The 12075-nt window shown below is 53.2% G+C and carries 9 protein-coding genes; 8 read left to right on the top strand and 1 reads right to left on the bottom strand.

Annotated features, from left to right (window positions below; all coding sequences use genetic code 11):
• Positions 1-182: 182 nt before the first annotated feature.
• The 5 genes from rplI to P9L94_05935 all read left to right on the top strand — a co-directional run bounded on the left by rplI (position 183) and on the right by P9L94_05935 (position 3526).
• Positions 183-629 (top strand): 50S ribosomal protein L9, encoded by a 447-nt coding sequence (gene rplI, locus P9L94_05955; GenBank protein MDP8243605.1) that lies wholly within the window; start codon positions 183-185, stop codon positions 627-629.
• Positions 630-698: 69 nt separating this feature from the next.
• On the top strand, positions 699-1451 hold the full coding sequence (locus tag P9L94_05950; GenBank protein MDP8243604.1) for a hypothetical protein: 753 nt from the start codon (positions 699-701) through the stop codon (positions 1449-1451).
• 68 nt (positions 1452-1519) lie between these two features.
• Positions 1520-2215 carry a helix-hairpin-helix domain-containing protein gene (locus P9L94_05945; GenBank protein MDP8243603.1) on the top strand — a complete coding sequence of 232 codons (696 nt, stop codon included), beginning with the start codon at positions 1520-1522 and terminating at the stop codon, positions 2213-2215.
• A 221-nt stretch (positions 2216-2436) separates the two neighbouring features.
• On the top strand, positions 2437-2643 hold the full coding sequence (locus P9L94_05940; protein ID MDP8243602.1) for a hypothetical protein: 207 nt from the start codon (positions 2437-2439) through the stop codon (positions 2641-2643).
• A gap of 238 nt (positions 2644-2881) precedes the next feature.
• The gene (locus tag P9L94_05935) at positions 2882-3526 is read left to right on the top strand and encodes a hemolysin III family protein (protein ID MDP8243601.1); all 645 of its coding nucleotides are present in this window, start codon (positions 2882-2884) and stop codon (positions 3524-3526) included.
• Here the strand turns inward: P9L94_05935 and P9L94_05930 are convergent.
• On the bottom strand, positions 3521-4786 hold the full coding sequence (locus P9L94_05930) for a polysaccharide pyruvyl transferase family protein (protein MDP8243600.1): 1266 nt from the start codon (positions 4784-4786) through the stop codon (positions 3521-3523). The genes P9L94_05935 and P9L94_05930 overlap by 6 nt on opposite strands.
• A gap of 409 nt (positions 4787-5195) precedes the next feature.
• Between P9L94_05930 and P9L94_05925 the strand changes: the two genes are divergently transcribed.
• The 3 genes from P9L94_05925 to P9L94_05915 all read left to right on the top strand — a co-directional run bounded on the left by P9L94_05925 (position 5196) and on the right by P9L94_05915 (position 11913).
• Positions 5196-7754 (top strand): flagellin, encoded by a 2559-nt coding sequence (locus P9L94_05925; protein ID MDP8243599.1) that lies wholly within the window; start codon positions 5196-5198, stop codon positions 7752-7754.
• Positions 7755-9122: 1368 nt separating this feature from the next.
• Positions 9123-9299: a hypothetical protein gene (locus P9L94_05920; protein ID MDP8243598.1), complete on the top strand. Its 177-nt coding sequence runs from the start codon at positions 9123-9125 to the stop codon at positions 9297-9299.
• 76 nt (positions 9300-9375) lie between these two features.
• Positions 9376-11913, top strand: coding sequence for a flagellin (locus P9L94_05915; GenBank protein ID MDP8243597.1), 2538 nt, complete (start codon positions 9376-9378; stop codon positions 11911-11913).
• Positions 11914-12075: the final 162 nt, after the last annotated feature.

The following is a 12075-nucleotide window of genomic DNA, read 5'->3' as shown; positions in this document are numbered from 1 at the left end:
AAGATGTGACATTATAATAGGACTTCAACGGCTGTCATGACGGGCCTGCGCGATTTATCGCCTCAACGGGCTGTTACCCTTGGAAAAACTCACTTCTGCGAGCATAATTCTCGTTTGCAAATTTAAACTTGGACGAATTGCGGACAAAGCGTCCGTCTTGATTGATAGGAAGGAACAGAATCATGGAAGTAATCTTGGCTGAAAGCATCAAAAACTTAGGCGTCGAAGGCGACGTTGTTAAAGTCAAAGGCGGATACGCCCGCAACTTTTTGATCCCCAAAGGGCTGGCGTTCATCGCGACCAGCGCTAATGCGGCAGCGCTTGAGCACACCAAAAAGATGTTGCTTGACAAGCGCAAACGCGTGTTGAAAACCGAACAAGACGTCGCCAACCGCTTGGCGAGCACCATGGTCAAAATTCACGTGAAGGCGGGCGACGAAGATCGCCTGTTCGGTAGCGTCACCGCCCAGAACATCGCCGACGCGTTGGCGGAAAAAGGCGTTGTTGTGGATCGCCGCAAGATTCAACTCGACGAACCCATCAAAGCCTTGGGCGTTTATACCGTCCCGGTGCGTTTTTCCAGCGAGACCATCGCCGAACTCAAAGTCTTGGTCGAAAAAGAAGCCTAAGCGCTATTTCGTAGACAATTTCTATTGGGCCGGGGTTCTCCCGGCCCAATTTTGTTTTACGATAGTCTTATGTTGACGCGATTCTTCCGCTGCATGACGGCCTGCCTCAGCGCATTGAGCCTTTTCGCTCTTGCTTCTCATTTTGTCTATAGCCAAGAAGAAATTGTCCGTTCTATCCCCAATGGAATTGTTCTGACCGCTAGTGGAACGCTGCAAGCGGCGCAGGGCGAGTTGCAATTGTTCGTCGGCGACCGCGCTGACGTGGCTCCAAAACTATTTCGCCCTAACGCTCAGGGGGGGATGGATTTCTCCGTAGACTTTGGCGATCACGTCTATCAATTTCACGCCGCTGAAGTGGTGGTGCAAACCACCAGCGCGACCGTACGCGTGGGCGTGATTGATGCGACCGCTGTCGCGAAGCCGGGGGCGCAGTCTGATGCGGTGTTCTGGTGCGCGTGGCGGCACAGCCCGCAAGAAACCGGCGGGCGCGGCATGTTTCTTTCACAAAAAGGAGCGCTCGGCGAAACCATCGACGCGCCGCTGCCCTGGCAAGACAACTGGACGTGGTTCTTCAACGGCGACGCGTACCAGCGTGAAAGCCAGGTGTTGTATTTTGTGAGAGGCATTGATGGTTGGGCGCGTTCGGCGTGGGTGCGTCCGCCGCAGAGGGCGTATGCACCGTTGACCCAAGACAGCCTGACCGGTTACATGCGGTTGTCGCGAAAACTGCTGCCCAATCAATCCGCCTCTGTTCGTATTTATGTTCCGTTTATGCCGCTTGGGCCGATGGTGTGGGGCGAAATCCAAACCGTTCGTTTCTAGCAGAAATTTTTATCCACACGTTGGCTTGTCCTTGAACAAACCATATTTCTCGTGTTGCAATAGGCGCTATGAACAAGAGCGAAACCCTATTGGCGTTGTTATTGGTTACCGTGTTGTTGTGCGGCGTGGCGTGGCAGAACTATCGCGGCGCGCCCAAAACCGCCGAGGTGATTATCGCCCGCCAGGGCGGGACCCCTTTCGACGCCGCCGCGCAGCCCGTCCCCACCCTGAGCGAGACGGCGCCCGTCATTCCCGCCGCGCAGCCTCAACCAGACGCCGCGCTGGCCTATCTTAACCGTGCTTCCAAAAAAGAAATCGAGCAACTGCCCGGCGTGGGCGAGGTGCTCGCGCAACGGGTTCTTGATTTTCGCGCGACCAATGGCGGGTTTGTTCGGCTTGAACAATTAATGGAAGTCTCCGGCATCGGCGCCGCCAAGATGGAAGAGATCGAGGCCTTCTTGCGACAACAGGCGCTTCAACCCACGCCCCGACCAATCCCGGTGTTCTCGCCGACGGTCGCTCGCCGCGTTCCGTATGAATATCCACTTTTCAATCGCGCCCAGCGAAACGCCAAGCCGTCGCTCAACCGGGTGACGATGCAGCAATTGCAGCAAGTCTCCGGCATCGGCCCGCAGCTGGCCAAGGCGATTTTGCTGGAACGCCAACGGCTGGGCGGTTTCAAGTCCTGGGACGAAGTTGACGGCGTCTCGAATGTTGGCCCCTCGCGATTGAAAGCGTTGCAAGATTTTTTTGTCTTGCCGTAAATAATTTAATATCTCTGAGGATAACAGTTAAGAATAACAATTTAGATATTTGCATTTTAGAGTGGTGTAAACTTTTTTGTGACAAAAAGGGAAAGCATTACTATTCAAAACTAGTTGCTAATGAAACTAATTTTATCAATGCAATGCTCTGTGAACTCGAAATCAAAAAGGCGAAAATATATAGAGACAAATTTATTGCTCATCTTGATGAGGTTGAATTTATGCAATCTCCAGAATTAGATATTATTATCAAATCATCTCAATATCTATACACCTTTTTAATTAGAAACCCCAATAATGGATATTTCTATAATTCTGGTCTCCCTGACAACATATCTGATCATTTCACTGATTGTAAAAGAATTGCCGAGGATGAATGGGTGGCAAGGGCAAGGCCGCGAAGCGGACAGCCCTTGATTGATGGTTAATCGAATTAAACTTTTTCAAGTAGGGTGGCGATGAGCGAAGCGAATCCCACCAATATAAACTTACTAATAACAAATGGTGGGATTCATTCCATTCATCCCACCCTACAACTTACAATAATAACCATTCAGGCCGCAGCGCTCCAACCGTGAATTTTATCTGGATTGTTGTACCCTATACTTGCTTGAAGTCTCTTAAATGATCATTCATATATATTGTTGATTTAGATTGGAAGCGAAGGTGTCGCACAACATTCCGCATGTCTACACGCCTGCTGAAGAACGGGCGAATATTCTCACCCATCTCGCGGGCGTCATCTTAGGGGTCATCGCGCTGATTGGCATGGTGGTCGAGGCTTCGTCCAACGGCGACGCCTGGCGCATCGTCAGCGTCAGTATCTACGGCGCCACCCTGGTCATCCTCTATTCTACTTCGACGCTGTATCACGCTGTCCAGGCGCCGGACTTGAAACGGACGTTTCGTATCTTCGACCATATATCTATTTATTTATTGATAGCTGGCAGTTACACGCCGTTTACCCTGGTGACCTTACGCGGCGCGTGGGGATGGTCGCTCTTCGGCGTGATCTGGGGGCTGGCGTTGGTCGGTATCGGCCTCAAAATATTCACAACCGGACGTTGGCGGGTCATCTCGTCGCTGGTGTATATCGGCATGGGCTGGGTGGCAGTGATTGCATTCAAGCCTTTGGTCGATGCGATTGCTTATGATGGGTTCTTGTGGCTGCTGGCGGGCGGGTTATTTTATACCTTCGGCGTGATTTTTTATATCAAAAAAAATCTTCCGTATCATCATGCCATCTGGCATTGCTTCGTCTTGGCGGGCAGCGCCTGTCATTTTTATGCTGTGTATTTTTATGTTTTATAGTGGCAAAAAATCCTGCATGATCTTTGCCGCTGCTTTATAGCGTTCATTTACCTTTTCCATTGCATTCGCCAGATCGTTTTTCGTCTGCTCCGGCGATGAAGCCATTTCCATCAGCCTGTCTGAGATTTGTACGCCCGTGGATTCTTCAATCTCAAAGACCCAATCGTCAGCGCCAATGTCGTAATACATTTGCCCTTTGATGGTGTCTTGCGGCTGGCGCAGATACATGAATGGCGTTCCATTCACGGCGGCGATAATCGGCGAGTGGCATTCCATGCTGATGACGGCAAAAGCCCGCCGATAGACAGACGCCGCTTCATCAGGCCGCCAATAGACCTGTCGTATGACCACGTTTTTCTTTACATCATCCGGCAGCGGGTCGAACAACATGGGTTTTAATAGGGCGATCTGGTAGGTCATTTCAGGGCAGAGCAGCGCCTTCTTGCCGGTTTCGCGCACCCAACGGACAATCGCCGCCCGCATTTTGGCGTGATCGGCTTCTTTGTGCAGTTCATTGACGCTGGTTTTTTGTAGGATTTCGTCCTCGCTCCATCCGACCATCCTCATCAGGTGGTAAGGGGTGTAGCGCAAACGCGGTACACAGCAGATAAACTCGTTCTCAACCAGTCCGCGTTTCTTCATGTAGGCGGTTGCTTTGGCGTCATCGCTTAGATTCAAGTTGAAGGTCGCGTCCGGCGCAAAATCAATCACGGGAGAATGAATTCCCGCCTCGCGCAGATTTTTGATGGAATGGGTTTCACGGCAAAACAGAAACGCCGCGCTATTTAGAATCTCTTTTTGTGTTTCCTTGACAGAAGAGAATGTCACGCCGAACACGCCGTAGGGTTTGCCCGTCCGTTTTTTCCAGGCCTGCATGTGGGGCAACGTATAAAATCCCGCCCCGGAACCGTGCAGAAACAAGTCGGCGTCTTCGAAGGCCTGCTTCAAATCGCGCTCGTATGGCTCGCCATTTTTGAGGTCGCCTTTCACGATCTTTAATTTCGGGTATTTCTTGTAGAGCATCGACGCAACCGGGCCGTTCATCTGGTTGGGCCACAAAATGACCCGAACGCCGGGCAGGCGTTGTTTGATGAACTCAATCATGCCAGGCGTATGAGCAATGTCTCCGATGTTGACGTCTTGCCAACTCGACCGCAGCAGAATCGTTTTAGGCGTTGCTTGTGAAAGGGCGGTGGGTGCGCTGATTGCAGCAAGCGCGGCGGTGGACAAAAATTGCCTGCGTGATGAATGATACTCCATTGTAGTCTCTCCTGGAAAATGAATTCTCCCGTAGTCTGCCAAATAATGGCGACAATATATATATGCGTGAGAAGAGTGAAAAAGAAATACGCAAAAAAAAGTATAAAGTCGCGCAGGGATTCGTCGATCATTTAACGTGTATTGGCGAATAGACTTCAGCAGAGAAAAATAAAAAAAAGTCTAAAGGATTTTGTGAAAAGCCGATACTAACTAACATACTTACTTTTTATTGAATTTGGTTGAGGCGCGAGTTTAGAATAAAGGGCATTCGCCCGGCTCAAGGATGAGCCCAAGAGCGCAGGATGCGCTCAGGAAACGGCGGCAGCCTCTCGCGGCCCTGGAGACGGACTCCAGGAAAGCAAACACCCGACCAGGATGGTCAGGGTTCAGTATCACGGAGGATACGATCATGAGTATTACCCGCATTAATAACAATGTTGCCGCCATTCGGGCAACACGAAACCTCAACACCAATGGCGACGCGCTCGCCAAAAATATCGAACGATTGTCTTCGGGCTTACGCATCAATCGCGCTGGCGACGATGCAGCCGGTTTGACGATTCGTGAACGCCTCCGTACCCAAATCCGCGGCACTAACCAAGCCATCCAAAACGGGCAAAACGGCATCAGTATGGTCAATACCACTGAAGCCTCGCTTGATGCGCTCGTTCAAAGCCTACAGCGGATTCGTGAACTGTCGATTCAAGCCGGAAACACAGGCACACTCGACAGCGAAGCCATCCAGGCGATCCAAGAAGAAGTCTTCCAACAAATCGACGAAGTCAACCGCATTGCGTCCACCGCCCGCTTTAGCAACCGTCTCTTGTTCTCTGGCGACAACGCCAACAAGACGGAAGTGAAAAAAGGGCAAGACGATTTGGGCGTTAATGTTTCTAAAGACCCCAATGCCAGTAACCTAAAGTCAGGCATTTCAATCCTTAATATCGTTCAGACTGAGGCGGGTTCCGAAAAACTTCTTCCCTTTAAAGAAGAAGACGGGCAAGCCTTTTTTGCGACTGGAATCGGCGATGCGACAGACGTCGCGGTTTCCGTCGGTCAATTCAACCTACAAGCCGCCACGACGACAGCCGCCGCGCGTACAACCGCATTAAACGCCATCACGTTTGACGGCGTTTCAACCGTTACCGGCGACGTGATCGCCTTCCAGGGCGTGTTATCAGACGGCGTGACCCCGTTTGCGGGTTCGATCAGCGTTGGTACGCAGACCATGGCCAACCTCGAAACGCAAATTCAAACCGCAGTGGATAACGCCGAAACCGCATTATTCGGCGGCGTTGCGACGAATATCCCCGGTTCGTTTGTTCAAACCCACGTTTCTTTGGCGGCAAACGGTTTCACCACCGCCCAAGGTTTGGGACGCATGCGCTTCTTGAGCGCACAAGCGGCGGGTACGACAACAACCACCAATGCCAGCACGACGGATGCGCCGTCGCAATTTAATATTAACTTTACCGTCATTACTACGGCTGGCGTCCAGCGTAACTCGATGGGCATTACCCGCGACTACGTCCAGGGCCAGCAAGTGGGCGCTCAAATCGGCAACTTGTCGCAAGCCATCACTGGCTCGACCTTTAGTTCGGGCGATTTCGGCATCGAAGTGACCGATATCGTACCGCCGCGCCGCCGCGAGACCGAAACCACGCTTGGTTTCCGTCTGCGCTCCGGCACGGTCATTGACCGCAGTATCTCATTGGCGCGAACCAACGACCAGGTCATTCTTAACGGCACCTTCGTCAACGGAACCTTCACGACGAACGACACCGGTATTGCCCTGGCAACTGGCGATACGCTGACCATGCAGGGAATCAACGTCGATGGTACGACCTTTGAAACCATCTTCACCATTTCCCAAGACCCATTGACCGATACCAACTTGGGCGACGGAACCATCGCGACCTTAGGCGGTTTGGTGGATGAACTGAATTACCGCGACCGTTCACGCGGCGTCAACGGCCCGAACCTGCAAAGCGGCTTCCAAGACTCCATGCTTACGGTGTCGGGCAACGGTACGTTGCGTCTGGTTGATGATGAGGCCAATTTCTCGAAATCGGGCATCTTCTTCACAGTGAAAGACCAAAATACCACTCGGACAGTACCCGACCGCGGCGAATTGATCTTCGACGGAACGCCTGAAACCGCCACGATTCGCATCGACGGAGGCCCGCGTCAGCGCGTCGTCATTGGCGATACGCTTGAACTGCTGGGGCAGACGCCGACAAAATTCGGTGAAGCGCAAGAACGCCTGGTGATGCGTCTTGGCTCTGGTTTCCGCACGGCTATCGACGATGCGATCTTCAATCGCGGCACAGATACAGCGGCGGTTATTGAAAAAGAATTTATCGGCAGCCTCAACGGCGGCGCCACAGTGACCTTTCAAAACGGCGACAGCAATGTCTTCTTTGAAAGTGGATTCAGCGACGGCGTAGCCGAAACCATCATGCTTGACTTTGACGCCATCCTCGATATCACCGGGCCTCCAACCGATGGCTCGCGCAATAACGGCATGGCGATACAGCTGACCACCACCAACAATGCGTTGAATTTTCAGGTGGGGCCGTTCAAAGGACAAGACTTACAAGTCAATATTCCAAGCCTACATGGAACAAGTTTAGGCTTTGGTTTAGACAGTGGACGCACCATCAGTAACATCAACGTGACCACCGTTGAAGGCGCCAATGAGTCGCTTGAGATCATCGACAAGGCTCTTGACCAAATCAGCCGGACGCGGGCAGCGCTAGGCGCATTCACCAATCGCTTAGAAACGACCATTCAAAGCCTGTCAGTGGCTTCAGAAAACTTGTCTGCATCGGAATCACGCATCAGCGATGTGGACTTCGCTCAAGAAGTCTCTAACTTTACGTCTAACCAGATCATATTCCAGTCGGGGACGTCAGTCCTCGCGCAGGCAAACTTCTTGCCGCAAAACTTACTCTCGCTACTCGGATAAGGGGTCTTCCCCTTGGTTGTTGGAAACGCTCGGTAATTGCAACCGGAGCGGGGTGGAGCACGACGCTCCGCAGCTCCACCCCGCCCGGATTGCGCCTAAAAATAAGGAGAAAACGACAAACCAGACAAAGGATCGCCGCCTCAACCCCAGTGTCAACGAAAAGGTTTCATTGGCCCTGGCGTTGAAGAGACGATCCCCCGGACGGGGACTCTTCAGGAGTGTAGTCCAGCGATGCTTACAGAGATGGTTTCTACTGCTGAACGACGCTTGCAACCTGACAGCGAGGAGAACGACGATGGTATTGATTCACTCAGTGATGGACTTCGCCGACGGGCTTCGTAGACAACTACGCAAAGCATTTCGGCAGTCGCCGGCTTGCCGGTTGGCGTATTCCTAAAGCGCTTCGGCGCCAGGGATGCAGTTGAAACAGTGAACGAATAACGAAGAAACGGATACCGGCGACGCTTGCCGGCGACATCCTCCGCCTTTTTGCTGTGCGGTGCGACAAACGGCGATTCGGCGGGCCAGTAGGGAGAACGAGACGGTGCGGAATTTACCCTCTCATGCCATCCGGCGGATACAGCTTTTCTTCCTCCATCCACGGGATGGGAATGAGGGCTCCCGAAGTGATGCGTCAGCCAACGGCGCAGGTTTCTTAGAACGAACGCAAAGGAAGGTCCTTGAAACACAGTGGTTCTGCGGCTCAATGCGCCCATTGCGTTTCCGAGGAACTGGTCATTCCCGCAGGGGCGGGAGCCTTGGTCGCGGTGCTTTCAGGGGCCTTTCCTTCTTGCCTGGGCGACAGAAGTCCCGGCAGGGAACGCAACGCGCTGCAATCGCCTGACTCGCGATTGGGCGGCCTGAGGCGGCGTTCGAGATAGGCGGGACGGGTTCGAATCCTGTACGCGAAGATTCAAAGCAGTGTGTAGGCGGTCATCACAGCGAAGCTCTACGCAAGCGCTGGCGCCGTCAAAAGAAGCGAAGAGGGACGAACAATGAAACACCGCAAGACCCGATACATTTTTATCAGGAAAAAACCACCTCCCCGGCCAGGGCCAAGTCTGGCCCACCGGATGCGAGTGGATGAACAAATATAGAACTATGCGCAACTGCGCTTAAAGAAAACCAAAAAAAGATTCCCAAGGAGGTAGGCGACGTCACGCAACACAACATAGCCCCGTCTCCACTTCGTGAAGTTCGGAGTGGGCCAGGTTGACTTCCTGGCGTCGACGGCAATGGCGAATATTCTCATGACATTGGCTATGGCCAATCTCAAACGCAAAGCACCCTTCATGCGCTCGTCGTTTACAGCCCCCCCTGGCAGCGATCAAACTCCGTTTTGACAGCCGCCGGGCATCCGCCAAGCGCATGAATCATTCCAGCAAAGCCGAAGACGCGTCCGATCACTCGTCGGAACCGCCCTTCAACGCTGCGCCGGAAATAAGCGCCCTAACGCCTGACCCGCGACTGGATGACGATCGCCGAGGCGCCTCACTCGACGCCCCGGCGGCAATGGTCAACCAGTGCAGCACCCACTGCAGATAGCGGGCAGGTGCAGCCCAAACGGCTGAAAACCCATTCGGCACGGATGCCGGATGAACCCCATTCACGGAGGATGCTCATGAGTATCTCGCGTATTAACAACAATGTTGCTGCGCTGAATGCGAACTTTAATTTGTCGCGCACCAGCCAACAGCTCGAAAAATCGATCGAACGCCTGTCTTCAGGTCTTCGCATCAACCGCGCCGGCGATGACGCTGCCGGTATGACCGTCGCAACGCGTATCCGTTCACAGGTGCGAGGATTAAACCGCGCCGTGATGAACGCGCAAGACGGCATCAATATGATTAACGTGGCCGAAGGCGCGATGGAAGAAATGACCAGCCGCCTCGACCGCATCCGTGTTCTGGCCGTCCAGGCTGGAAACACGGGCGTCAACGATATGCAAGCGCGCCAAGCGCTTCAAGACGAAGTGTTTCAAAGTATTGACGAAATCAGCCGCATTGCTGATACCACTCAATTCAGCAAAAACCGGTTGTTAAACGGCGACTTTGCTGTGGACGCCCAGGTCAAGCCTGGGCAAGACGGGCCCCAGAATTTTGGAATCAATATTGACGGCGGCCCTGCATCCAACACGCTTGAAAACGGCGTCCATTTTCTAAATATTGTCAAAACCAGCAACGGGTTCCAACAATTTGTCGGCGGACTCGATGATAATGGCATCACCAGCACGATTAACGCTGGCATCCAAAATGCCACTGACTTCGCCGTCAGCCTCGCTTATTTCTCTGAAGGCAACGCTGGCCTGACCAACGGCACCGGATTAAACGCAACCGGCGATACCATCGCTGCTGGTTTTTTCAACGGCGTTTCGGTTGCCCGAACGGACGTCATCTCATTTGAAGGTGTTCTTTCAGACGGTACGACTAAGTTCTACGGCGCGATTAGTGCGTTTCACCAGGCTGCTGGCGTTACCTTTCAAGGCTTTACCTCCGCGATTGGCGTAGCCATTGCCAATGCGGAATCTTCCATCTTTGGCGGATCAGCCAATGTTCCGACAACATTCAAAACGACGGCGGTCGCACAAACGACAGGCGCCAATGCAGGGCGTATCTTGCTTCGCAGCACTGGTGAGAGCGTCAATTTGTCTGATCTGTCGGTCCGTGTGGTTAAAAATGGCGAGATGGTTACACAAGCGGTGGGCGTTACGCGTTCCGGCGCCATTGGTGGTGCGTCCGTCTTGTCGGGCCAAGGCCAGATCGGCAACGCCGTTACGGCCATTACGGGTTCAACATTTGGCGGCGGCGACTTTGAAATCAGCGTCGAAGACGTGCAAAGCGCCCAAAACCGCAAACTCGAAAGCACAATTAGTTTCCGCGATCACAATGGAAACATCATCAACCGCAACACTTCGATGACCCACAACACTGCCGGGTTGCAACTCAACGGTTCATTTGTCGCAGGCGTTTACACGGGCGGCGTTTCGGTGAGTTCCGGCGATACCGTAACATTGCGCGGGATCGAAGCCGATGGTACGACCTTCCAGTCTACCTATACCTTTAGCAATGTCGCTACAACAGACGCCGCGTTAGCCGATTTTACTTTTGCTTCGGTCTCCGGCCTCATTTCAGAATTGAATTACCGCACGCGCTTTTATGGCGCAGGCAATACCCAAAATGGTGATTTGACGCGCTTTGAATCGGCGATTTTTACCTTCTCGCCCAGCGGCGTGCTGCAACTCATTGATGATGTCGGACGTGACAACTCTCAACTCGACTTTACGTTGACGTTCAATGATTCCGATACGTCAACCACCACGCCGTATACCATCTCCGATGACGCCGAATTGATCAATGAAGGCTTCGCCGAAAGCGCAACCTTCAGGCTCAACGGCGGCGATGCGTTCCGTGCAAATGCAGGCGACATGGTGACTGCGTATGGCGCCGAGTCGACCCGTGAGGGCAAAGTGCAACCGCAATTGACCTTCCGCGTCGGGACAGGGCTGACCGTCGGCACAGACACCATCATCGTTGAAGGACAAGAATACGTTGGGCGTCTCAACGGCGGGCCTGCCGTCACGTTCCAAAACGGCGCCCAGGATGTGGTGTTCGTAGACGACGGCAGTTTCAACACGGGCGTTGCCAAGGTGCTGCAAGTTGATTTTGACGGCATCATGGATATCACCTCAACGGCCGCAACGATACCCGATCCTGGAACAACCATCTTGATTTCCGTTGTGAACAATGCGGTGAACTTCCAGATCGGCGCATTTGCAGAACAACGCTTCCGCACAGCGATCGGCGATTTAAGTTCTCAAAACCTTGGCTTCGGACGCGGCAGCGGACGGACCATAGAAAATATCGACATCCGAACCGTCGAAGGCGTTGACGAGGCATTACGCATCGTTGACGAAGCGCTTGACCAGGTCAATCGTACGCGCTCGTTGCTTGGCGCCGCGACCAACCGCTTAGAAGGTACCATCGCCAGTTTGAGCGTCGCATCAGAAAACCTGACCGCAGCCGAATCGCGACTGCGCGATGCAGATATCGCGCTTGAATCAAGCGAATTTGCGCAAAACCAGGTGTTGCTACAGGCAGGCGTTTCGATTCTCGCGCAGGCAAACTTCTTGCCGCAGTCGTTCTTGTCGCTGCTTGGATAGCGCGCGACCGAATCAACTATAGTCAGACGCACCCGATTACTTTATGATAGATGGGGGCTGGGCCGCTTGGTCGTCCCGGCCCCCGTTTGGTTTACCGCCGCTGGCCTCAATGTTCGACCCTCCGAATTAGAAAGGACGCACAATGGAAACCGTTTCCTGCCC

Origin of the sequence: Candidatus Hinthialibacter antarcticus (assembly GCA_030765645.1) — a bacterium.
GTDB classification, from domain to species: Bacteria; Hinthialibacterota; Hinthialibacteria; order Hinthialibacterales; family Hinthialibacteraceae; genus Hinthialibacter; species Hinthialibacter antarcticus.
This window is presented reverse-complemented; position numbering and strand designations above follow the sequence as displayed.

Excerpts from the sequence above, each read along its gene's own strand:
- rplI (MDP8243605.1), top strand. The coding sequence starts at position 183 with ATGGAAGTAATCTTGGCTGAAAGCATCAAAAACTTAGGCGTCGAAGGC.
- P9L94_05950 (MDP8243604.1), top strand. The coding sequence starts at position 699 with ATGTTGACGCGATTCTTCCGCTGCATGACGGCCTGCCTCAGCGCATTG.
- P9L94_05945 (MDP8243603.1), top strand. The coding sequence starts at position 1,520 with ATGAACAAGAGCGAAACCCTATTGGCGTTGTTATTGGTTACCGTGTTG.
- P9L94_05940 (MDP8243602.1), top strand. The coding sequence starts at position 2,437 with ATGCAATCTCCAGAATTAGATATTATTATCAAATCATCTCAATATCTA.
- P9L94_05930 (MDP8243600.1), bottom strand. The coding sequence starts at position 4,786 with ATGGAGTATCATTCATCACGCAGGCAATTTTTGTCCACCGCCGCGCTT.
- P9L94_05925 (MDP8243599.1), top strand. The coding sequence starts at position 5,196 with ATGAGTATTACCCGCATTAATAACAATGTTGCCGCCATTCGGGCAACA.
- P9L94_05920 (MDP8243598.1), top strand. The coding sequence starts at position 9,123 with ATGAATCATTCCAGCAAAGCCGAAGACGCGTCCGATCACTCGTCGGAA.
- P9L94_05915 (MDP8243597.1), top strand. The coding sequence starts at position 9,376 with ATGAGTATCTCGCGTATTAACAACAATGTTGCTGCGCTGAATGCGAAC.